At 61.2% G+C, this 23,393-nt stretch carries 18 protein-coding genes; 11 read left to right on the top strand and 7 right to left on the bottom strand.

Annotation, left to right across the window (positions count from 1 at the left end; translation table 11 throughout):
- Nucleotides 1-96 precede the first annotated feature (96 nt).
- From codB to codA, 3 genes are read left to right on the top strand one after another with little or no spacing between them, the layout of a single operon-like run.
- A complete protein-coding gene (gene codB, locus JQR87_RS05555) occupies nt 97-1,380 on the top strand; it encodes a cytosine permease (protein ID WP_407291806.1) in 1,284 nt (427 codons plus the stop codon).
- Complete coding sequence (locus tag JQR87_RS05550; RefSeq protein ID WP_407291808.1) at nt 1,377-2,615, top strand: PucR family transcriptional regulator; 1,239 nt, start codon at nt 1,377-1,379, stop codon at nt 2,613-2,615. The genes codB and JQR87_RS05550 overlap by 4 nt, the downstream gene beginning before the upstream one ends.
- Nucleotides 2,612-3,898, top strand: coding sequence for a cytosine deaminase (gene codA / locus JQR87_RS05545; RefSeq protein ID WP_407291809.1), 1,287 nt, complete (start codon nt 2,612-2,614; stop codon nt 3,896-3,898). The genes JQR87_RS05550 and codA overlap by 4 nt, the downstream gene beginning before the upstream one ends.
- Before the next feature lie 78 nt (nt 3,899-3,976).
- Here codA and ccoM read toward each other — a convergent pair whose 3' ends face one another.
- From ccoM to JQR87_RS05525, 4 genes are all read right to left on the bottom strand, one after another.
- Entirely contained in the window at nt 3,977-4,087 is a 111-nt protein-coding gene (gene ccoM / locus JQR87_RS05540; protein ID WP_014851898.1) for a cytochrome c oxidase subunit CcoM, read from the bottom strand.
- A gap of 222 nt (nt 4,088-4,309) precedes the next feature.
- Nucleotides 4,310-4,471, bottom strand: a complete 162-nt coding sequence (locus JQR87_RS05535; RefSeq protein ID WP_407291810.1) for a hypothetical protein — start codon at nt 4,469-4,471, stop codon at nt 4,310-4,312.
- Nucleotides 4,468-5,085, bottom strand: a complete 618-nt coding sequence (locus JQR87_RS05530; protein WP_407291811.1) for an alpha-ketoglutarate-dependent dioxygenase AlkB family protein — start codon at nt 5,083-5,085, stop codon at nt 4,468-4,470. The genes JQR87_RS05535 and JQR87_RS05530 overlap by 4 nt, the downstream gene beginning before the upstream one ends.
- Nucleotides 5,072-5,374, bottom strand: coding sequence for an aspartate-semialdehyde dehydrogenase (locus JQR87_RS05525; RefSeq protein ID WP_407291813.1), 303 nt, complete (start codon nt 5,372-5,374; stop codon nt 5,072-5,074). The genes JQR87_RS05530 and JQR87_RS05525 overlap by 14 nt, the downstream gene beginning before the upstream one ends.
- A 180-nt stretch (nt 5,375-5,554) precedes the next feature.
- Between JQR87_RS05525 and rapA the strand changes: the two genes are divergently transcribed.
- Nucleotides 5,555-8,404, top strand: a complete 2,850-nt coding sequence (rapA, locus tag JQR87_RS05520) for an RNA polymerase-associated protein RapA (RefSeq protein ID WP_407291815.1) — start codon at nt 5,555-5,557, stop codon at nt 8,402-8,404.
- Nucleotides 8,405-8,593: 189 nt separating this feature from the next.
- On the opposite strand, the gene JQR87_RS05515 is transcribed toward rapA, so the two are convergent.
- On the bottom strand, nt 8,594-13,018 hold the full coding sequence (locus JQR87_RS05515) for a DEAD/DEAH box helicase (protein ID WP_407291817.1): 4,425 nt from the start codon (nt 13,016-13,018) through the stop codon (nt 8,594-8,596).
- 133 nt (nt 13,019-13,151) lie between these two features.
- On the opposite strand from JQR87_RS05515, the gene JQR87_RS05510 reads away from it, so the two are divergent.
- The 6 genes from JQR87_RS05510 to JQR87_RS05485 all read left to right on the top strand — a co-directional run bounded on the left by JQR87_RS05510 (nt 13,152) and on the right by JQR87_RS05485 (nt 21,011).
- Nucleotides 13,152-13,463 (top strand): hypothetical protein, encoded by a 312-nt coding sequence (locus JQR87_RS05510; protein ID WP_407291818.1) that lies wholly within the window; start codon nt 13,152-13,154, stop codon nt 13,461-13,463.
- 24 nt (nt 13,464-13,487) lie between these two features.
- On the top strand, nt 13,488-14,183 hold the full coding sequence (locus JQR87_RS05505; RefSeq protein WP_407291820.1) for an SDR family oxidoreductase: 696 nt from the start codon (nt 13,488-13,490) through the stop codon (nt 14,181-14,183).
- Between the two features lie 214 nt (nt 14,184-14,397).
- On the top strand, nt 14,398-15,693 hold the full coding sequence (egtB, locus tag JQR87_RS05500) for an ergothioneine biosynthesis protein EgtB (protein WP_407291822.1): 1,296 nt from the start codon (nt 14,398-14,400) through the stop codon (nt 15,691-15,693).
- A 3-nt stretch (nt 15,694-15,696) separates the two neighbouring features.
- A complete protein-coding gene (gene egtD, locus JQR87_RS05495; protein ID WP_407291824.1) occupies nt 15,697-16,662 on the top strand; it encodes an L-histidine N(alpha)-methyltransferase in 966 nt (321 codons plus the stop codon).
- Nucleotides 16,608-18,407: a S8/S53 family peptidase gene (locus JQR87_RS05490; protein WP_407291826.1), complete on the top strand. Its 1,800-nt coding sequence runs from the start codon at nt 16,608-16,610 to the stop codon at nt 18,405-18,407. Before egtD ends, JQR87_RS05490 begins: the two co-directional genes overlap by 55 nt.
- A 498-nt stretch (nt 18,408-18,905) precedes the next feature.
- Complete coding sequence (locus JQR87_RS05485) at nt 18,906-21,011, top strand: glycoside hydrolase family 5 protein (protein ID WP_407291828.1); 2,106 nt, start codon at nt 18,906-18,908, stop codon at nt 21,009-21,011.
- Nucleotides 21,012-21,057: 46 nt separating this feature from the next.
- On the opposite strand, the gene JQR87_RS05480 is transcribed toward JQR87_RS05485, so the two are convergent.
- The gene (locus JQR87_RS05480) at nt 21,058-21,435 is read right to left on the bottom strand and encodes a transcriptional regulator (RefSeq protein WP_407291830.1); all 378 of its coding nucleotides are present in this window, start codon (nt 21,433-21,435) and stop codon (nt 21,058-21,060) included.
- A 154-nt stretch (nt 21,436-21,589) separates the two neighbouring features.
- On the opposite strand from JQR87_RS05480, the gene JQR87_RS05475 reads away from it, so the two are divergent.
- Nucleotides 21,590-21,886, top strand: coding sequence for a hypothetical protein (locus JQR87_RS05475; protein WP_407291831.1), 297 nt, complete (start codon nt 21,590-21,592; stop codon nt 21,884-21,886).
- A 47-nt stretch (nt 21,887-21,933) separates the two neighbouring features.
- Here the strand turns inward: JQR87_RS05475 and JQR87_RS05470 are convergent, their stop codons facing one another.
- Complete coding sequence (locus JQR87_RS05470) at nt 21,934-23,280, bottom strand: DEAD/DEAH box helicase (protein ID WP_407297815.1); 1,347 nt, start codon at nt 23,278-23,280, stop codon at nt 21,934-21,936.
- Nucleotides 23,281-23,393 lie beyond the last annotated feature (113 nt).

Genomic DNA, 23,393 nt, shown 5'->3' with positions numbered 1-23,393 from the left:
ACAACGAAAGACTGTCGACCGCCCAACACGAATAAAAACAGCAAGCTGGCATGACCGCTGCTAAAGCATGACCTCACCCTTCGTGGAGTTAAGGACATGCTTCAAGTACAGCACCATGACAGCGACTTCCCCTTGAGCGAGGTGCCACCGACGGCACGCAAAGGGCTGTTTTCCACTTCGATCATGCTGTTCGGTTTCACCTTTTTCACCGCAACCATGTTTGCCGGCGGGCGCATCGGCATGGCCTTCGATTTCACCACGCTGCTATGGGCAGCGGTGATCGGCAACCTGCTGCTAGGTCTCTATGCTGCAGTTCTGGGCTTCATCGCCTGCCGCAGCGGACTCAATTCGGTGCTCATGGGCCGCTTCTGCTTTGGCGAGGTAGGCAGCAAGCTGTCCGACATAATTCTGGGGTTCACTCAGGTCGGTTGGTACGCCTGGGGGACAGCCACCATTGCGCTGGTATTGGTCAAGATACTCGAGCTGCCTGAAAGCCTGACGATTCCCCTGATGGTGCTATTCGGCTTCGGCTTCTGCATCACCGCTTTTGTCGGCTACAAAGGACTGGATCTGCTCTCGCGTTTCGCGGTCCCCGCGATGCTGGCGCTGCTCGTCTGTTCGTTATGGATAGCCACTCGCGACGTGGGCGCTCTGGATGCCCTGATGGCGATTGAGCCCAGCGAAAGCATGAGCCTGAGCATGGCCATCACCATGGTCTTCGGAACCTTCGTCAGCGGGGCGACCCAGGCCACGAACTGGACACGCTTCGCCCGCAATGGGCGGGTTGCTGTCCTGTCGAGCCTGATCGGTTTCTTCGTCGGCAACGGGTTGATGATTATCGCTGGCGCCTACGGGGCGATCGTGTATCAGCAGGCCGATGTGGTTGAAGTACTGGTGCTTCAAGGGCTGTCCATGGCCGCCGTGGTCATGCTGTTTCTGAATCTGTGGACGACGCAGGACAACACGATCTACAACTTCGCCGCAGCCGGTTGCAACCTGCTGCGCACCGGGCGCCGGAGACTGGTGACGCTCAGCGGCGCCGCGATCGGGACCGCCTTGGCGATTGGCGGCATGTACGACATGCTGATCCCCTTCCTGATCCTGCTTGGCTCGATCATTCCACCCATCGGCGGAGTGATCATGGCGAACTACTTCTACGCCCATCGCGGTCGCTATCCGCTACTGGCCGAAGCAGGTCTGCCCGCTTTCAACTGGGTCGGTCTTGCGGCCTACGTTGTCGGTGCCGTGTGCGCCTATCTGTCTCCCTGGGTGGCGCCCATCATCGGGATCGTAGCCGGAAGCATGGCTTACATTGCGTTTTTCGAACTGCAACGCACCCTGGCTGGCCGCAGCGCAACTGTCGCACAACCGCGCCCATGAGCCTTACCGTATCAGCGGTACTCGCGCTTCCAGCACTGGAGAGCCTGCAGCTTCGCGCGGGTGCTGCAGGGCTGGATAACCCGGTCCGCTGGACCTATGTAGCCGAAAACGAGGGCATCGCTGATTGGGTCGTAGGCGGCGAACTGGTCTTCGTGACCGGTATCAACCACCCCCGCGATGAACGCAACCTGTTGCGCTTACTGCGTGAAGCGCATGAGCGCGTTACTGCCGGTGTGGTGATACTGACTGGCGAGGAATTCATCCACGCCATTCCCGAGTCGGTGATCGGAGAGGCCGAGCGACTCGGCATCCCGTTGATCGAGCAGCCCTACCAACTGAAGATGGTGGTTGTCAGCGAGTCTATTGGCACCGCGCTGGTACAGGAACAGATGCTCGGGCGTTCGCGCGAGCACGTCTTGCAGCAGATGCTCGAGGGTGACTACCAATCCCTCGACGTGCTTTTGCAACGGGGGGCCCGTCTCGACCTGCCCCTCGCTCAGCCACGCCAGGTCGCCCTGATAAAGCTGCACAACAGCGAGCGACTCTTCACCGAGGAGCCGGCGGACGCTGCCGAGCGACGCCTGCAAGCGTCCCGACAACTGCTGCAGCGTAGGCTCGAACAGATCCTGAGTGAATTGAGTGAGCCCTTGCCCCTGCTCTGTCAGGGCGATCACTGGATCGCATTACCGCCGACACGCCCGCTTCACGAGCCCAGCAATCGACAGGTGTTTGCCGCCGCGCTGGATGAACTGAACCGTGAGCTGGCGCCCTTGCGCCTGTTCATCGGCCTGAGCGCAGGCGGCCACGGCCCAACGCAACTGCCCACCGGCCTGGGTGAAGCGCGCCAGGCACTGCTTGCCGCGCAGTCATTTCCCGAGCGCTTGGGGTTGTGCTGTTTCAGCGATCTGGGCGTGCTCGAATTGCTCGGTGCGATCCGCGACCGCAGCCTGCTCGACCGCTTTGTCGCCAATGTACTGGGGCCATTGATTGGCGACGACTCGAGACACGAACCCGTCCTGATGCCAACGCTGGAGGCCTGGTTCTACGAGAACGGCAACCTGGCCCTTGCCGCCCAAAGGCTGGCGGTGCACCGCAACACGCTGAGCTATCGCATTCAGCGCATCGAAGCGCTCAGCGGTTGCTCATTCAATGACCCACACGACCGACTTAACGTCGCTGTCGCCCTGATGATCTGGCGACTGTCGCCATCCCATCCCGCATGGAGTACCACATGAACATCATCAACGCCCGTCTGCGCGGCAAAGAAGGCCTCTTCCGCATCGCACTCAAAGGTGAGTGCATCGAGACGATTACACCACAGACGGAACCGGCATCCGGCGCGATTGGCGACCTGGATGCCGCTGGCAACCTCGTCACCGCCCCCTTCATTGAGCCGCACATCCATCTCGACGCAACCCTCACGGCCGGCGAGCCCGCCTGGAACATGAGCGGGACACTGTTCGAGGGCATCGAACGCTGGGCCGAGCGCAAGGCGCTGGTCACCCATGAAGACACCAAGACCCGAGCCAAACAGACCATCGGCATGCTCGTGGATCACGGCATACAGCACGTCCGCACCCACATTGATGTAACCGATCCGGGCCTGGCGGCGCTAAAGGCGATGGTCGAAGTACGCGACGAAACCCGACACCTGATCGACATGCAGATCGTTGCATTCCCTCAGGAGGGCATCGAGTCGTTCGCGCGTGGCCGCGCGTTGATGGAAGAAGCCGTGTCTATCGGGGCAGATGTGGTGGGCGGCATTCCACATTTTGAAAACACGCGGGAACAGGGCGTTAGCTCGATCAAATTCCTGATGGACCTTGCAGAGCGCAAGGGCCTGCTGGTTGACGTGCATTGCGACGAGACGGACGATCCGCAGTCTCGCTTCCTCGAGGTGCTGGCAGAGGAAGCCCGCGCGCGCGGGATGGGCCCGATGGTAACTGCCAGCCACACTACCGCCATGGGCTCTTACGACAACGCCTACTGCTCCAAGCTGTTTCGCTTGCTGAAGCAGTCGCAGATCAACTTTGTTTCCTGCCCTACCGAAAGCATCCACCTGCAGGGACGTTTCGACAGCTACCCGAAGCGGCGCGGGTTGACACGTGTGGCGGAGATCGACCGCGCCGGCATGAACATCTGCTTTGCTCAGGATTCGATAGTCGACCCCTGGTATCCGCTGGGTAACGGCAACATCATGCGCATCCTCGAGGCCGGCCTGCATATCTGCCACATGTTGGGCTATGAAGACCTTCAGCGTGGATTGGACCTGATCACCGACAACAGCGCCCGCACCTTGAACCTTGGCACCCGCTACGGTATCGAGCCCGGCAGACCCGCCAGTCTTTTGATCCTGTCAGCAGCAAGTGACTACGAAATGATCCGCACCCAGGGCCACGCACTCGCCTCGATCCGCAATGGCAAACTGCTGATGCAACGTACGCCGGCACGGGTCGAGCGTTGTCACGAACGTGAGCACACACTCCAGGGAAATGGCCGAACGCCAACCGTCGCGTGAACCTGTGCATTTTTCGGCAGACAAAAAAAGGGCGACCTAAGTCGCCCAAATGCCTTGCGTGCTCTGTAAGCCAGCGGATCACCGCTTTTTTTGCGCGTCCCGCCAGATGAAATAACCGAAGCCACCGAGGAAGGCGACCATAAGGCCGACCGTGACCACCCCTGCGAGCACCACATTATCGACGAACATGATTTCCTGCCTCCGAGCTGCCTCTCTGTCTGATGGCTGAATAATCACCCGCCTCGTCGATAAAAAAATTGACCGGCATCAACGCCACAGCGCCTTTGAATAAAGGCGCTGGGAGAGCTGATCCAGGTCAAGAAAATCGAGGTATCGGAGGGGGATGCGAGGCATAAACAACAGCCCGCCGAGCGAGGCTATGCCGGCGAGGGTAGGCACGGGAAAGTGGTTTTAGCGCTTCTTCGGCTTGGTCTTGGTTTTCTTCTTCGGCTTGCTCAGCGGCAACACCTGCTCGAATGCCTGACGCATCTCGACAAGGCGCTTTTCCTTGATGTCGTGAATACGTTTTTCACGTTCGGCGCTGAAGTCGATCAGCTTTTCATCACTGCTCATGGGAGGGGCTCACGGATGATCTGGCGGAAAGTCAGGTTGAGGCGCGGCGCGCGGACCTTTCGTGTTCTGGCGATTTGATGCTGCCAATAATGCTGCGTGAGACCGCCCATGACCAGCAGCGATCCATGTTCAAGTTCGATGGAGTACGCAATTCGGCTGGTTCCCCTGCGGCGAAAATCGAAACGTCGCGTGGCGCCCAGATTGAGCGAGACCACCAAGGGTTGTTCACCAAGCTCTGGCTCATCATCGCTGTGCCAGCCCATGGCGTCTTGCCCGTCGCGATAATAGTTGAGCAGCACGCCATTCAACGATGCACCGATCGCTTGCTGCACGCGCTGGCGGATGTGAGTCAGTAGTGGCGTCCAGGGAAGCGGTGCGTGAGTAAGTCCGGAGTACCGATAATGCGCGTCGGCATCGCCATACCAGGCGACCAGTCGCGGCACTACGACGCTACGACCATAGAGATTGATCTCAGGCTGCGACCAGGGCGTCTGTGCCCGTAGCTCGGATAACCACCGGTCAGCCTGGACGGGATCGACCCATCGCGGCAGGTAACGCAGCTCCGCGTCGGCCAGTTCTATCACCGCGCTGTTGACAGGCTCAGACCTCGACATCCACCCAGAGCCCCTGCCGTGGCAGTTCTTCGAGGGCCGCCTGATCCTCTACGGCGGTCTCGCCTTCGGCCAGCTCCTGCGGGGTATAACCACGACGGCGGCGTTGCCGCCTGCGTTGCTCGTCGCGAAGCATCTGTTCAGCTTCCTGCGGATGACGACGCTCGAGGCCTACCGAGCTTTCGTTGGCGCCGGGCTGAACGGGCGTTACCGGCGCGATGTCCGGGCGCGGCTTGACCACGTCCTGCTGCGCGGTGACCTGAACGGTGCCTGGCGGAATGATTGGCAGCATTTGTGCTCTCCATAGGCAACGCCGAGCTCACAGCCTGATCAGGCAGGCCCTGAACCAGCTGAACGCTCGACCTGCTGTAGACTTTAACAGCAACACGGCACCGACTGGGTAGGCATCTATCGTCGATCTATCGGCAGTGTTCCGTTAATATAGCGGGCTTTTTTACAGCGGAGGCAGGGCATGGCGCAGCAGTATCTACCGGGGCAACGCTGGATCAGCGACAGCGAAGCGGAACTCGGTCTGGGAACCATCCTCATGCAAGATGGCCGGATGCTCACCGTGCTCTACCCCGCGACGGGTGAGACTCGCCAGTATGCCGCCCGCAGCGCCCCGCTGACCCGCGTTCGTTTTGTCCCAGGTGACGAGATCACCCATTTCGAAGGCTGGAAAATGACCGTGCGCGAGGTCGAGGACGTCGACGGCCTGTTGGTCTATCACGGCCTGACCGCACAGAGCGAAGCCCGCACGCTGCCGGAAACCCAGCTGTCGAACTTCATCCAGTTCCGCCTCGCCAGCGATCGCCTGTTCGCTGGCCAGATCGATCCTTTGAACTGGTTCAAGCTGCGCTACCACACCCTGGAAAACCAGAGCAAACAGCTGACCTCCTCGCTGTGGGGCCTGGGCGGCGTGCGTGCTCAACCCATCGCGCACCAGCTGCATATTGCCCGTGAAGTCGCCGACCGCATCGCCCCGCGCGTTTTGCTGGCGGACGAAGTAGGTCTCGGCAAGACCATCGAAGCCGGCATGGTGATCCACCGCCAGCTGCTCTCTGGTCGCGCCAAACGTGTGCTGATCCTGGTTCCGGAGAACCTTCAGCACCAGTGGCTGGTGGAGATGCGTCGCCGCTTCAACCTGCAGGTTGCGTTGTTCGATGATGAGCGCTTCATTGAAAGCGATGCCACCAATCCATTCGAAGACACCCAGCTCGCACTGGTCTCGCTGGACTGGCTGAAGGACGACGAGCGCGCTCAGGATGCCGCCTTCGCTGCAGGCTGGGACCTGCTGGTTGTGGACGAAGCGCATCACCTGGTCTGGCATCCGGAAAACGCCAGCGCCGAATACAAGTTGGTCGAGCAACTGGCCGAAGTCACCCCCGCTGTTCTGCTGCTGACCGCAACCCCCGAACAGCTCGGCCAGGAAAGCCACTTCGCGCGCCTGCGCCTGCTCGACCCGAACCGCTTCCATGACCTCGAAGCCTTCCGTGCGGAAAGCGCCAGCTACCAGCCGGTCGCTCGTGCGGTGCAGGAACTGTTGGACGAAGGCCGCCTGTCGCAGGAAGCACACCAGACCATTCATGACTTCCTCGGCGCCGAGGGTGAAGCGCTGCTCGCCGCGGCCACCGATGGCGACATCGAAGCCAGCAGCCGGTTGATCCGTGAACTGCTCGACCGTCACGGCACGGGTCGTCTGCTGTTCCGTAACACCCGTGCTGCCGTGCGCGGCTTCCCCGAGCGTCAGCTACACCCCTATCCGCTGCCCTGCCCTGCCGAATACCTGGAGCTCCCGCTCGGAGACCATGCCGAGCTGTATCCGGAAGTCAGCTTTCAGAGTCAGCAGGAAGAACCGGATGCGCAGATCCGCTGGTGGAATTTCGATCCACGTGTCGAGTGGCTGATCGACACGCTAAAGATGCTGAAGAAGTTCAAGGTGCTGGTCATCTGCGCCCACGCCGAGACCGCACTGGATCTGGAAGACGCCTTGCGCGTGCGCTCCGGCATCCCGGCCACGGTCTTCCACGAAGGCATGAGCATTCTCGAACGCGACCGCGCGGCTGCCTACTTCGCCGATGAAGAGTTTGGTGCGCAGGTGCTGATCTGCTCCGAGATCGGCAGCGAGGGCCGCAACTTCCAGTTCGCTCATCACTTAGTGCTGTTCGATCTGCCGTCACACCCCGACCTGTTGGAACAGCGTATCGGTCGTCTCGACCGGATCGGTCAGGCCCACGTCATCCAGCTGCACGTGCCCTACCTGGAAACCAGCCCGCAGGAACGTCTGTTCAAGTGGTACCACGAGGCGCTGAATGCGTTCCTCAACACCTGCCCCACCGGTAACGCCCTGCAGCATCAGTTCGGACCGCGCCTGCTGAACCAGCTTGAAGAAGGCGACGACGACGAATTCCAGCAACTCATCGAAGAGGCCCGCGCCGAGCGCGAACGACTGGAAGCCGACCTGCACGCCGGCCGTGACCGTCTGCTGGAGCTCAACTCCGGTGGTGGCGAACAGGGCAAGGCGCTGGTCGAAGCCATCGAAGAGCAGGACGACCAGTTCGCCCTGCCAATTTATATGGAAGAACTGTTCGACGCCTTTGGCATCGACAGCGAAGACCATTCCGAAAACGCGCTGATCTTGCGCCCCAGCGAGAAAATGCTCGACGCCAGCTTCCCGCTCGGCGACGACGAAGCCGTGACCATCACCTACGATCGCGAGCAGGCCCTGGCCCGCGAAGACATGCAGTTCCTTACCTGGGAACATCCCATGGTTCAGGGCGGCATGGATCTGGTGCTTTCCGGCTCCATGGGCAATACCGCGGTGGCGCTGATCAAGAACAAGGCGCTCAAGCCCGGCACCGTCCTGCTGGAACTGCTGTATGTCAGCGAAGTGGTAGCGCCGCGTGCACTGCAACTGAACCGCTTCCTGCCGCCTTTGGCACTGCGCTGCCTGCTGGACTCGAATGGTAATGACCTCGCACCGAAGGTGGCCTTCGAGACGTTGACCGACCAGCTGGAAAGCGTTCCCCGCGCCAGTGCGAACAAATTCGTCCAGGCTCAGCGCGACGTGCTGGCTAAGCAGATCGCCGATGCCGAGGCCAAGGTCACCCCTCGCCACACCGAGCGCGTAGCCGAAGCGCAGCGCAAGCTGAAGGCGAGCCTCGACGAAGAGCTCGCGCGTTTGACCGCGCTGCAAGCCGTCAACCCGAGCGTGCGCGACAGCGAGATCGAAGCTGTACGCAAGCAGCGTGAAGAAGGCCTGGCCATGCTGGAGAAGGCCGGCCTGCGCCTGGAGGCGATCCGCGTGCTGGTCGCCGGCTGACGTTCGACCGCAGTATGAAAAGGCCGGCTACGAGTGATCGCAGCCGGCCTTTTTCATTTCCTCGCCCTCGCGGGGTGGCGTAGCACGAAGCAATACCCATCAACGCTGCCAACCGCGGTATGGGATCGCTGTTTCAGCTTGTACTACGGTTCCTGAAGCCTGAAGCCTGAAGCGCAGACAGTGGGACTTTCAGCGCCGAGCCACTGCCAGCAGTTGCCTGGCCTTTCGCTGGTCGTCTTCGTCCAGCTTCGCCAGCAGCTCAGGTTTGCCTGCAACCAACAGCGCCAGCGGTACACCGTCTCGATAGAGGATGCGGTTGCCTGCGATTGCAGGTACACGTTCGCCCGGCAGCAACGTGCCAACCTGATTCAGCGGATCGACCGCCGAGACCGCGATCATCTCGCCGGCCAGGGGCCGCTTGCGAACCTCACGTAACAGACCGACCGCCTCAGGCAGTGCGAACTGTTCGCCCGGCACGCCCGCGACGAAACGCCCACCGCGAATGTCGCCACGCGCTTCGAGCCGGTGGTAGACGCGCAGGAGCTCACGCCAGGGCGGCAGCCAGTCCGCCTCCCGGTTTAGCAGGCGCCAGAACACCACGCCGTAGCGACGCAGCAAGGTCATTGCAATATGTTCCAGGGCTTCGGAGTCCAACGCCGGCCATCGTGCAGGAGTCTCCACTGGCGCCGGTGCGCCTTTACGCACCAACGCCCAGCGACCGGCGTCCGCCATGCCACCAATGAATGCGCCGCCGCGGCTCTGTCGGGTGCTGCGTGAACGCTTCGCTGCTGGTGCCAGCAGCGCCCGAAGGCCGGCGAAGCTGTCGGCATTGACCAGCCCCACCGCGACCAGCTCACCCAGTGCGTCCTCCAGCTCACTGCGCAACAGGCGGGCGTCCTGCTGCAGTTCGTCGAAGAACAACGCGCCCTGCCCCTGCAGCGTCTCCAATACCCGCTGCGCCTTTGATGACAGCTCGGGCGGCGCAGCATCGCTCGCCAGCGCATACCAGGCTGCAAGCTGCCGTCGAGGCAGCAGCACGATGGGCGTGCCGCGCACCGGCCCGCTGCTGGCTTTGATCCGCCCCGCCAGACGGGTCCAGACGATGCGTCCGGAGCGGCACAGCTCGTCCAGCCAGGTGCCGCCGTAATCCCTCAACCGCGCGGGCAGCAGGTCGCTTTCCCAGGCGCCCGCCGCGGCTTGGAAGCCTTCCAGTTGTTCGACCACCGTGGCGAGCGCGTCGCGGCCCTGCATCCGCGTCGCCTCGGACAGGTGCTGCCAGTCGAACAGAAAACGCATGAGATCGGCGCGCTCCACTGGTTCGATTTCGCGGCGCAGGCGCTTGACCGTGTAACGGTGAATGCGCGCCAGCAAATGCCGCTCGCACCACTCCTCGTCAGTTGCGCCAGGTGTGAAGCGGCCACGCAGGACATAGCCCTCCGACTCCAAACGCGTGAGCGCCAGCGCGACCGCCGAAGCCGGCAGGGCAAGCGGCCGTGCAATCAGCGGAACCGGCAGAGGACCGAAGCCGGTCAGGCGAGCACGGATCAGCTCAACCAGGGCGTCGTCTTCGCCCGACGGCTGATCGAAGCCAGGCAGCGGCTTGAGGATCGGCTCGCAACCCGCCGCGGGATAGATCGACTGCAACAGTGCAAGACGCTCGACGGGCAACCAGAGCGCGCGATCCTGCGCGACCTGCATCCGCGTCGCGCGCCCTCCACGAGCCAGCTCGCTCAGCCAGGTCAGCCATTGGGGATCGGCCTGCACTTCGGCTTCAGCGATACAGCCCAGTCCTGTCAGCGCTTCATGCAACTCGTCCGGATTACGCGCCTGGGGCCAGGCTTCCTCGCCCACCGCCTCGATCGCCGCCGCATCTAGCGCGCCGAGATCGTCGCTGGACTCGGGGTCGGTCCATCGGCGGTTCAACACGGCCTGGGTCCGACGCTCTTCCAGCGGTGCGTCGTCGAGAAAGGCGTAAGGCCGCGCGCCCAACACTTCCATGGCCAGCGGTGACGGTGCCGGCAGGTCGCGGGCCAGCAACTCGATTTTGCCCGCTTCGATGCGCCGCAGCAGTGCCAACCAGCCAACGCTGTCCATGGCCTCGTGCAGGCAGTCATTCAGTGTCTGTGCGACTAGGGGATGATCCGGCACCTCGCGCTCGCCGACGATATTTTCCAGGCAGGCCATCTGATCAGGAAAGACGGTCGCCAGCAGATCCTCGCTCTTCATCCGTTGCAGCTGCGGCGCGACTTTGCGCCCACCGGCCATGCGTGGCAATGCCAGGGCGGTAGTCGCGTTCCAGCGCCAGCGCACCCCGAACAGCGGCGCATCGAGCAACGCCTGGATCAGCACCGCTTCGGCGCTATTTGAGTGCAGGTAACGCCACACTTCCTCGAGCGGGAAGCTATGGCTGGTCGACAGTGAAAAGATGATTGCATCCTCGGTCGCCGCGGCCTGAAGCTCGAAGTTGAAGGTGCGGCAGAAACGCTTGCGCAGCGCCAACCCCCAGGCACGGTTGATCCGACTGCCGAACGGCGAGTGGATGACCAGCTGGGTGCCACCGGACTCGTCGAAGAAGCGCTCCATGATCAGCCGCTGCTGCGTCGGCAGCGCGCCCAGCGCAGAGCGGGCCCGGGCGAGGTATTCGACGATCTGGCGAGCGGCGGCATCCGGTAGGCCGAGGACGCTGGTGAGCCACTCGATGGCAAGCTCAAGTTTTGATGAGGGCACGCAGGTATCGTTGCCTGTTGCTTTTGCAGGAGCGAGCTTGCTCGCGAATGTCGACACCACGGCTGCGTCCGCTTCGCGAGCAAGCTCGCGCCTACAGTCGCTGGCGTCCATCAGGCGCGTATCGATCTCGCCGCGCAACCGTGCCACAGCGGCCGAGAGCTCATCGCTACGTCCAGGCGCCTCGCCTATCCAGAACGGGATATTTGGCGGCTGGCCCTGGGCATCTTCGACCCGCACGCGGCCGGACTCTATCTTGATGATGCGGTAGGAGGTATTGCCAAGCTGGAAGACATCACCCGCGAGGCTCTCGACTGCAAAGTCCTCGTTGACCGTGCCGATGCTGAAGCCTTGGGGTTCGAGCAGCACCGAATAGTCAGCATTATCGGCGATGGTGCCGCCAGAGGTCAGCGCGGTCAGGCGGCCGCCGCGTCGTCCGCGAAGGCTGCGGTTCACCAGGTCGCGGTGCAGATAGGCGCCGCGTGCACCGTGGCGGGTGGTGTACCCCTCCGCGAGCATCGCTAACAGCGCCTGATAATCCGCCTCGGTCAAACCGGCGTACGGCATGGCTCGGCGGATCAATGCCAGCAGTCCATCCTCCTGCCATTCACGACACGAAATTTCGGCCACGACCTGTTGCGCCAGCACATCCAGCGGCGCCTCCGGTATCACCAGCGTATCCAGCTCACCACGGCGCACGCTGTCGAGCAAGGCGGCGCATTCGATCAGGTCATCCCGTGAGCCAGGAAACAGGCGGCCCTTCGAGACGCCGCCAATCTGATGACCAGCGCGGCCGACCCGCTGCAGAAAAGCCGAAATCGACCGCGGCGAACCCAGCTGGCAGACCAGTTCGACGTCACCGATATCGATACCCAGCTCAAGTGAAGCAGTGGCGACCAGCACCCGTAGCTCGCCGCGTTTGAGCCGTTGTTCGGCATCCAGCCGTTGCTCACGGGCTAAACTGCCATGATGGGCAGCCACCACGGCGTGGCCTAGCCGCTCGCTCAGGTGCCGCGCCGCCCGTTCGGCCATGCGTCTCGTGTTGACGAAGATCAGGGTGGTTCGGTGCTCACCCGCCAGCGCGGCAAGCCGGTCGTACACCAGCTCCCAGACATCATTACTCATCACCGCTTCCAGCGGCACTGGCGGCACCTCCAGTGCCAGGTCACGCGCTCGGCCATGGCCCACGTCGATGATCTCGCAGTGGCGCCCGACACCGACCAGAAATTCGGCCACCGCCTCGATGGGTTTCTGCGTCGCCGATAGCCCGACGCGCACCAGCGGTCGTCCGCACAACGCCTCCAACCGCTCCAGCGTCAACGCCAGATGGCTGCCACGCTTGTTGCCCGCAATGGCATGAATCTCATCGACAATCACGCTGCGCACACCCGTGAGCATCTGCCGGCCCGATTCGGAGCCGAGCAGCACATAAAGCGATTCCGGTGTCGTTACCAGGATGTGCGGCGCCCGCTTGCGCATCGCCGCTCGCTCGGCCTGTGTCGTATCACCGGTGCGCACGGCGGTGCGGATTTCGAGCGGGGGCAGACCAAGCGCTTGCAGCTCCGCCGATATGCCCGCTAGCGGCTGTACCAGATTGACGTGGATGTCGTTGGACAGCGCCTTGAGCGGCGAAACGTAGAGCACCGAGGTGTGATCCGGGAGGCGACCTTCAGCAGTGCCGTCCTGCACCAACTGGTCGATGGCGGCCAGAAAGGCTGTCAAGGTTTTGCCAGAGCCGGTAGGCGCTGCCACGAGTGTGGACTGGCCGGCACGAATCAGAGGCCAGGCGCGGGCTTGAGCGGAGGTCGGCGCAGGGAAACTGCGGCCGAACCAGCCGGCCACCGCTGGGTGGAAGGACGCCAGCGCGTCGAGAACGGTTGAGTCTGTCATGGCCTGAATATGCTGCCGCAGCCGCTCATCTACAAGGCCGTCTCGCCACAGCCCGTCGCGTGCCCGTCAGGCGGGAGGAAACGGCATCGCTGCTTGGAGGTCCACTTGAAACAGCCTGACGATGGAGAATGCCATGAGTAACCAATCCCTGAACCTGGACGAAGCGATGCAGCTGGTGTCCGAAGCCTTTCTTCCGTGCGGTTGCGTAACCAGCGCCAACCCGGACGAAGACAGTTTCGGCTTTACCGTGATGTCAGCCAGCGGAGCCGAAATCCTGCACGTGCCCGCTGTGTCGCGCGAGGAATACACCAGCCCGCAGCGCCTTGGCGGCGTCATAGAGCAGGCCCGCCTGGACGTCGAGGAAAAGGATCAGCGCCTGGAGCCCTGGACCATGCCCGTAATTACCGACGACACCGGCATCCCTGAGACGACGCCGAACTATTGATCCCTCAGGCACCGAGAGAAAAACATGAGCGATCCGGTTTTCTTGATCACTGGCGCTTCCTCAGGAATTGGCGCTGCAACCGCGCGCCTTGCAGCCGAGGCTGGTTATCGCGTCGCCTTGGCTGCTCGCTCCGAACACAAGCTGACGCAACTGGTCGACGAGCTCGGTGGTCATGATCGCGCGCTCGCCATTCGCTGTGATGTAAAGGAGTACGCCGACCAACAGGCCATGGTGCAGCGGGTGCTCGACCATTTCGGTCAGCTCGATGCGGTGTACGCCAACGCCGGCATGCCGGGCAGTGAAGGCGGCTTCAGTGGCGCGGACCCAGAAGTCTGGCGCCAGATGCTGCTGACCAATGTCTACGGTGTCGGGCTGACGCTGCGCTGCAGTCTCGAAGCGCTGAAGGCCAGTCAGGGCCACGTCCTGCTGACCGGCTCCGCGGCTGGCCGCTTTGTCATCCCCGGCTCGATGTACAGCGCCAGCAAATGGGCGATCACCGGCATGGGCCTAAGCGTACGCGAAGAGCTGCGCGGCACTGGCGTCAGGGTAACGCTGATTGAACCCGGGATGGTCGACACACCGCTGTTCGACAAGCCACCCGCCTACGCGCTGGAGCCCGAGGACATCGGTCGCGCGGTGGTGTATGCGTTGTCCCAGCCTGCGCATGTGGACATCAATGAAATGTTGATTCGCCCTACACCGCCCGTCGAGGCCAGTTGAGTCTCGTGAGCCGTTCAGATCGGTGCATCGCGCTTGTCGCCCGGCATTCGTCGGCTCGTCTCCCTCGATACCCGTTGCCCTGCTTTTATTCACGGATGGGCTTGCACGGGTTTGGCTGATCGAAACTTCACGCCTCGCTTCGGGTCGCTTATAGAAGCAGTTTTCGGCCGTTCCGGGGGTCGAAAAGTCACCTATCGAACACAGGGGAACGCCCATGGGCAATCTGGCGGAACAGCGGGCGCAGCAACCAGCCTTGGCTGAACTGGACTATCTGTTGAAACGCTTTCGGCAGGTACGCGCTACCAGCGAAGCGATTTGTGCGCCCCTGCAGATCGAGGACTACGTCATCCAGAGCATGCCTGATGTCAGCCCGCCCAAATGGCACCTGGCACATATCAGCTGGTTCTTCGAAGCGTTTCTGCTCAAGCCCTACCTGGCTGGCTACAAGCCGTTGAACGACGCGTACGACCATCTGTTCAACTCCTATTACGAAACCCATGGCACACCTTTCCCACGAACCCAGCGCGGGTTGATTTCGCGTCCAGGCGTGGAGGATGTCTACCGGTTTCGCCAGCATGTCGATCGGGCAATGGGTGAGCTTCTGGTCAACCCCCCGCAGCAGCATGCTGTTGAGATCATGCGCCGGGTCGAACTGGGTCTGCAGCATGAACAGCAGCATCAGGAATTGTTGCTGATGGACATCAAGCACATCCTGGCGCAGAACCCGTTGCACCCGGTTTACCGCAGCGACCTGAAGCCTGCTCCCGCACTCCATAACGACCGCGTCCATTGGCACAGCTATGCCGGTGGCGTGCGTCACATCGGCCATGCCGGCAGCGGCTTCGCCTTCGATTGCGAGACGCCGCGTCACCGGCAGTTCGTCGAAGACTTTCAGCTGGCTGACCGCTTGGTAAGCAATCGCGAGTACCTCTCGTTCATCGCCGACGGCGGCTATGCGCGTAGCGAGCTCTGGCTGTCAGATGGCTGGGCGCATATCCGCCAGCATGGCTGGAACGCTCCGCTGTATTGGAACCGAGAGGATGGCAGCTGGTGCGAAATGACGCTCGCCGGATTGCAGCCGCTGGACCTGGAAGCGCCCGTCTGTCACATCAGCTTCTATGAGGCCGACGCTTATGCGCGCTGGGCCGGGGCCAGGCTGCCGACCGAGGCCGAGTGGGAAGTCGCGGCGACCGACCAGCCACGGCGCGGAAATTTTCTGGAAAGCGATCATCTGCAACCTGTCTCTGCCAGCGTACCCCATGACGGACCAGCGCAACTGTTCGGTGATGTCTGGGAGTGGACTGCCAGCGCCTACCGGCCCTACCCCGGCTTCCATCCGCTGGAAGGCAGCCTGGGTGAATACAACGGCAAGTTCATGTCCGGCCAGATGGTGCTGCGCGGCGGATGCTGCGCCACGCCCGAAGCACATATACGCGCTACCTACCGCAATTTCTTTCAGCCGGCGATGCGCTGGCAGTTTGCCGGGCTGCGCCTGGCCAGGGAGCTTTGAAACATGGCACTTGCTGTACACTTTCATGATCAGACGCAGCCGACCCACAACAGCTCCCTGCGCGACGAGGCACTGGAGGGCTTTGCCGCGTCGCCCAAATGCATTTCGCCAAAATTTTTCTACGATCGGCGCGGCTCGGAGCTGTTCGAGCAGATCTGCCTGCAGCCCGAGTATTACGTGACCCGGACGGAAGAAAAGATCCTCGCCAACGCGGCAAACGAGATACTGGAAATTGCCGGTCCACAGACCGACCTGATCGAACTGGGCAGCGGTGCCAGCCGCAAGGTGCGACTGCTACTCGAAGGGCTGCGTCCGGTCAGTTACCTGGGTATCGACATCTCCGAAGACTTCCTGCTGACCAGCACTCAGCGCCTCGCCGCGGACTATCCCTGGCTTGAAGTGCATGCGGCCTGTGCTGATTTCTCGGACGAGCTGAAGCTGCCGGACGACTTCGCCCTGCATCACCCGTTGGTGTTTTTCCCAGGTTCCAGCATCGGCAATTTCACCCCGCTGGAGGCTCGCAAGCTGCTTGGGCATCTGCACGAGATATTGCCGCCTGGCGGTGGCCTGTTGATTGGCGTCGATCTGGTCAAGGACCGCAGCGTTCTGGAGGCGGCTTACAACGATCGCGCCCACGTCACGGCCGCCTTCAATCTCAACCTGTTGCAGCGCATCCGGCAGGAGCTGGATAGCGATATCGACCCGTCGCGTTTCGCCCACCGGGCGTTTTTCAACGAGCGTGACTCGCGGATCGAGATGCACTTGGTCAGCCGCGAAGCGCAGGACGTAACGATCGAGGGCCATCGCTTCCATTTCGATGCCGGCGAAAGCCTGCACACGGAGAACTCCTACAAGTACACACTCGAATCCTTTGCTGAGTTGGCGAACAGCGCAGGCTTCGACTGCAGCGGTCAATGGACCGATGCGCAGGACCTGTTCAGCGTGCATTACCTGCAACGTCGCCCGTGAGGCCGATCCACTTCCTGACCGCGCTTTCTCTGGCGGCTGGCCTCGGCAGCGCCATTGCCGAGGAGCAGCCACTGCGAGTCAAGGACCTGCAGCGCTGCGGCGACCTGTTTTCCACCCAGTCGATGACGTTCTGCTTGCGCAGCGAAGGGGTCGCAGAGGCAGATCTGAAAGTGATGCTCGGCGGCAAGCCCGTCGCAACCGATCAGGAAAACAATGGCCGACTCCGTCTGACCCTGAGCCCAAAGGACCATCAGAGCGGTCCGCTCTGGTTGGAGCAAGGCGATCGCCGCAGCAACCCGGTCTGGCTCACCCTCAATGGCAGCCACGTCGTACCGGCGAGACCTGACGAAGTCGCCAAGAACATGGACGGCCTAACCACCTACGTGGACCTTGTCAGCGTGATCATCGAAGAGGACCACGACGGATTGGAGGAATCGCGACGCCTGGCGAAGAAGTACGATGCCCAGGTGGTTGGCGCCATCGCCCCGCTCAATACCTACCAGCTGCGACTGCCAGTCAAGGACCTGACCGAACGCGACGCATTGGTGCTGCGTCTGGGCAGCGAAACGAGCGTGGATGCGGTGGTTGTCGAGGAATCCAGCGCCGAGGAGCCGCTGGAAGAAGACAGACAAACCAAGCCTCGTAACAGCGAGTGGGTCGCCAACCGCTTTCTCGATGCCGTGGATTTCTACCTGCATCGACTGACTGCGCAAACGGCGCCGATCAAAACCCATCCGGTACGGATCGGTATCATCGAGCGCGACGTTGACTTCGACTCGCCTGAATTTGCTGGCTACCTTGGTAGCTGCGATCCGGCCAAGCCACGCACCTGCGTCTATGCACGCGATGCCGAGTCCCCAGCGGATCACGGCAGCAGCGTCACCGGCATCCTTGCAGCACGTAGCGTCGACCCGAGCGATAGCGGCTTTCTCAGCGCGCTGGAGCCGACCAGTTCCGGCTTTGAAGTCATCGTCGAACGCAACTCGGACGCCGGTATCACCGCCAACGTCGCGGCCTCGGTCAATCTGGTTGAAGACGGCGTACGGGTGCTGAACTGGAGCTGGGGCATCCATCGCGTCGGCACGCTTGATGTTGACGGGGAGAAAATCGATTCGCTGGTGCGTTCCGGCGTCGCCATGAGTGGCTATGAAGAACTGCTTGAAGAATTTTTTCTCTGGTTGCGCCGGGAACACCCTGATGTCGTGGTGGTGAACTCCGCAGGCAACGGGTCGGCGCACTCCGGCCAGGACGACTACCGGCTGCCCTCGTCCTTCATAACCGACCAACTGTTGGTGGTGGGCGCGCATCAGCGCGACTTCAGTAAAGATGTTTCGGTTGAACACCCGGAATACGTAACCAAGCGCCCTTCATCCAATATCGACATGCGGGTCGACATCACCGCTTCGGCGTGTACCCGTGCGGCAACGCTGGAACTCGGCAAGCGCGGCGAAGTGCATTGCGGCACCTCATACGCGACACCCCTGGTGACCGGAGCAGTGGCCGCGATGCTGTCGATCAATCCTGCACTGGCACCGGAACAGCTTCGTGAGTTGCTACGCCGAAGCGCATTGACGATAGGCCGCAACAGCGACTTCGAAGCGGCTGAAGCCGATGACCTGACAGCGCCAATCCTTCCATCGGAGCGCAGCTACCAGCTGGGCAATCAGGATATTGGCCGCTCGGCTCGCCTGGATATGCGCAAGGCGTTGGAGCTGTCAGTCGACAGCCTGAATCAGGTTCGTTAATACCGGCCGGTTGTGGCTGGCGAACGTCCTTATTCCATCAGTGGCGCCAAGTCCCTCGAAATGCGATCTGAGCCGTTTCGCTCTGCAATACCCTGCAACACATTTTTCTCGCACCTTTTTTGGCGCCAATTTGCTAAATAAAAGCGACATCCAAGCGCAAGCAATTAATCAAACAGACAGAAGTAAAACTTTAATTACGACAAATCAGCTACTTATTGATGATATCAATCTAATACTTATACGCCACCATATAGTGGCTATATAGCTAATAAAATCCAAACACCCGCTAATGTGTGTTTTGCTGACGCCAATATAACTTCAAAAATGATTAGCCACTCTATATAAAGGCTATGCGTGCGGCGCTGACGAAGCAGCGGCGGCATGCAAAATATTGGTGGCGTCATCGGTCAGTGCTTCGGTCGTTGCATTGAGCGTTGGGTGCTTCCGCACTTTTTAAAGGGTTACGGCCCTTTGTCGTATTAAGTTCCGGAGATATCGATGCTCGTCAAAGCGACGTCCTGCATACGTAACGTGCTGCTCGGCGCTGCGTTATTCGCAGCGCCCGTAAGTTTCATCATCCCCGTCCAGAGCGCTTACGCTGCTACCGCCTCCGCGCTGCAGACAGTGGCCACGGCCAAGGTCAACGATTTCAGCGGCCCGCAGTGGGCCAAGGGGATCTGGCGGCAGTCTGCCGGGTTTTCGATTCCGGCTACCGCCGCGAACAAGGCCGCCTTCAAGAAAGGCGCTCAGGTCCGGACTGCAGACGGCCAGGTCCGTACGATCAAGGTGGTCTACTTTTCAGGTGCTCACATGAGCGTAATGCTCAGTGGCGCTACGCTGAATGCAGCCGCCAATGGTCATCCGAAAAGCGTATCGGCGCTTGGTCTAAGTGCCACGACTGCCGCAGCCGTGATTGCGCCAAGTAACAGCGCCAGTTCCACCAGCTCGTCTCACAGCACTGCCATTAACAACTACACCAACAACGACTGGATCAGCGGGGTCTGGCGCAAGTCAGCAGGCTTCTCTATCCCAACTAGCAACGCGAACAGCTCAGCATTCAAAGTCGGTTCGTCGGTCAAGCTGGCCGATGGACAAGTACGCAAGATCACAGCCGTATACGTCTCTGGCAAAAACATGAGCGTGATGCTCTCCGGAGCGGCCCTAAGCGGCAAACTCGGCTACCCGAACAAGTTGTTCTCGGCTAACGCCAGCAGCAGTGCTCCGGTGACTGTAACCACTCCGAGCCAGCCCGCAGCACCGGCACCGGCACCTGTCTCCAGCCAACCCCCGGCCGCTGCTGCATTGACGACGGCCCTGAATGCGTTCAATGGTGGCGATTTTGTCAATGGCGTCTACAACACCAGCAAGTTTGTCGGCTTTTCCGTAAAGGCAACCGCTCAGAACAAGGCGGCCTTTCACAAAGGTGCCAAGGTCAGGTTTGCCAATGGCCAGGTTCGCACGATCAAGCTGATCTACCATTCGGGCGCCAATATGACGGTAATGGTCGACGGCGGCGCTATCGACGGTAAGGCAGTGGGCTACCCACGCACCATCTCTGTCAGCAGCAGCGGCTTTAGCGAATCGATTTCCAATATCAGCATTCCGACCCGAACAGCAGGCAGCGCTGCCCCCGCCAACCCCATCAACCTGGTCGGCATCAACCTGGCCGGTGCGGAATTCGGTGCTGACGTCGCCCTGCCTGGTGTGTATACCAAGCAATACATCTATCCAGGCGAGGCGGACTTCAAGCGTTACGCCGATCGCAACCTGAAGTTGGTGCGTTTGCCATTTCGCTGGGAACGTATCCAGCCGAGACTCAACCGCGAGCTGAACAGCATCGAGCTTGGCCGCATGCTGGCGACGCTCGATCATGCAAAGAAATACAACATGCAGGTCGTGCTCGACATGCATAACTACTATCGCTACTACGGCAAAATGATCGGCTCCAACGAGGTGCCCATCAGCGCGTTTGCTGACGTCTGGCGGCGCATTGCCCAGCAGGTTGCCAACCATCCGGCCGTTTATGGCTATGGGCTGATGAACGAACCCCACACTACTAACGGTAAGTGGCCTGCCGCAGCCCTCGCGGCCGCGAAAAGCATCCGTACGATCGACGCGAACCGCTGGGTTGTCGTCGCCGGTGATCGCTGGTCCAGTGCTTTTCACTGGCCGTCGTACAACACGCAGCTGATCCAGGACCCCTGGATGCGAGACCCCAGAAACAATCTGATGTTTGAGGCACACCTGTATTTCGACAAAGATTACTCGGGCTACTACACCAATAGAGCCGAGACCTACGATCCGATGATCGGCGTGGTTCGTGCCAAACCGTTCGTTGAATGGCTCAGCCGGTATCGCCTACGTGGATTCATCGGCGAGCATGGTGCGCCGGACTACTCACCGTCTGCCGTGGTCGCGATGGACAATCTGCTCCAATATCTGGGTCAGCACTGCATCCCCAGCACTTACTGGGCGGCTGGTCCTTGGTGGGGGGACTATGCCCTGTCGCTGGATGTGAAGAGCGGCAAGCCACGCCCCCAGCTGCCTATATTGCAGAAGCATGCGGCCAACAAATCCTGTGGGGCAATCGGCCCAGTGCAGTAAAGGCTGATTCGACGCCCCGCACCTGCGGGGCGTTCTTATTTCGACGTTAGCCTGCTGCTAAACCGTCAAAGACTTCCGGCACCAGGGCCGCCTCGCCCTTCTCGTCCAACCGTCGACGGTTCTCGGTTCCCCCAGGGCCGCCTTCTAGCATGTGCATCAGCCGCAAGCCGCGATCGGTCAGAACGAAATTCTCGCCGTTGCCGCCCTGATCTTCCGGACGCGCCTTCATGAAGCCACCCTCGAACAGCAAGCTTTCGTAGTTTTGCGCCTCGGCCTTCAGCGAGTCCATGTTGGGCATCGGCTCACCCGCGTCCTCCATCGCCAGGGCATGTTCGTCAGCATAGTGACGCGGTGCAAAGGTCTCGTTGCCGGATTTCTGCGCTTCACGCAGCAGGCGTAGCATCAGGTCCCAGTTGTAGCTCATGTCCGTTCTCCGGTTGCGCCGCTACGTGAAGGCGGCCATTGCTATTCGGACCCTGAACGCACAGGCATGGTTCGGTCGAGCGATGCCGCGACGGGCTGAACTAAAGCGCGCCACCGACGATCCACCGAACAGGTCGTTATTAAAGGAGTGCGCCATGAAACGCCTGTTGATTCCAGTCACCCTCGCCCTGCTGGCAAGCCAGCCGGTTTTCGCTGAGCAATGCACGACTGATGAGATAAACGCCAAGGCCAAGCAACTTGCTGATCGTGTCAATGAACTGACCGAAAGCAACCCTGAGCGCGCCGCCGAGATCAATCAGGAGTTGCGCGATATGGAGGTCAAGCAGACTGCTGAGCAGCTGGGAAGCGAGTGCGAAGCTTACGAGAAGCGAATCGAGCACGTTGAGCAGGCAGAGAAGGAAGCCGACATCGCGCCGGCCGAAAATCGCTAAGGAACCTGAACGAGCCGGGGCAGCGGGGCTGCTCCGGCTTCGACGAATTACTCTGCCGCGGGCTTTTTACGTCGCAGTGGTGCAAGGCCGTCCTGGCTGACGATCGGTGAAGCCGGCGCTTCGCGCTTGGCGTTTTTCGGTCGCTTGGCCACCGGTTTTGCAGCCGGTTTGCCCTTCTTTTCCGCGGCTTTCTTTTTGTCGTCCTTCTTCTTTTTGCTGCCGGCAGCTTTACCGGACGCCTTGAGGTTCTTCGGGCCGCCATAACTGCCTTTCAGTCCCTTGATCACGCGACGTTCGAAGCGCTGCTTGAGATAGCGCTCGATGCTCGACATCAAATTCCAGTCGTTGTGGCAGATCAGCGAGATAGCCAGGCCTTCAGCCCCGGCGCGGCCAGTGCGACCAATCCGATGTACATACTCGTCGCCCGAACGGGGCATGTCGAAGTTGATCACCAGATCCAGGCCTTCGATGTCCAATCCGCGGGCGGCCACGTCCGTGGCCACCAGCACCTTGACGCCACCTTCCTTGACCCGGTCGATAGCCAGCTTGCGGTCTTTCTGGTCCTTGTCGCCGTGCAGCACGAAGGCTTTGACGCCTTCGGCAACCAACCTTCCGTACAGACGGTCGGCCTGCACGCGGGTGTTGGTGAAGATGACCGCTTTCTTGTAGGTCTCGTTGGCCAGCAACCAGTGCACCAGCTTTTCCTTATGCTCGGTGTCTTCGGCGGTAATGATCTGCTGGCGGGTGCCTTCGTTCAGTTCGCTGACCCGGTTGAGCTGCAGGTGCAACGGGTCACGCAGCACGGCGGCACTCATCTCGCGCAGCGCTGCGCCCCCGCTGGTGGCTGAGAACAGCAGCGTCTGCTGGCGCTTGGCGCACTCCCCGACCAGCCGCTGCACATCGTCGGCAAAGCCCATATCGAGCATGCGATCCGCTTCGTCAAGGATCAGCAATTCGACGTCTTTGAGGATCAGCGTGCCGGCATTGAGGTGCTCGATCATGCGGCCCGGCGTGCCGATGAGGATATCCGGCACCTTGCGCAGAATTGCCGCCTGGACCTTGAAATCCTCACCGCCTGTGATCATTGCCGACTTGATGAAGGTGAACTGCGAAAATCGCTCGACTTCCTTGAGAGTCTGCTGAGCCAGCTCACGGGTCGGCAGAAGGATCAATGCACGCACATCGGTACGCACCACGGCATCGCCGATCAGCCGATTGAGCATCGGCAACACGAAAGCGGCCGTCTTGCCACTACCGGTCTGCGCTGTCACCCGCAGGTCACGCCCCTCCAGCGCAGGGGGGATGGCCGCCACCTGCACCGGGGTCGGCTCGACGAATTTGAGTTCGGCGACAGCCTTGAGCAGGCGTTCGTGGAGGGCGAATTGGTCAAACAAGGGTGACACCTCAAACAGGTCAAAAAAACGTGGCATAGAGTAACCCGTCCGACGCGTGCAGAGTCGTCTTTGTGCAGCGCGGCGACAGGCTAACCGGCAGGCAGGAAGCCGTG

Source organism: Stutzerimonas stutzeri (assembly GCF_051028275.1).
Lineage (GTDB): Bacteria > Pseudomonadota > Gammaproteobacteria > Pseudomonadales > Pseudomonadaceae > Stutzerimonas > Stutzerimonas stutzeri_AS.
Note: the sequence above shows the minus strand (reverse complement) of the source record. Positions and strands in the feature narration are given on the sequence as shown.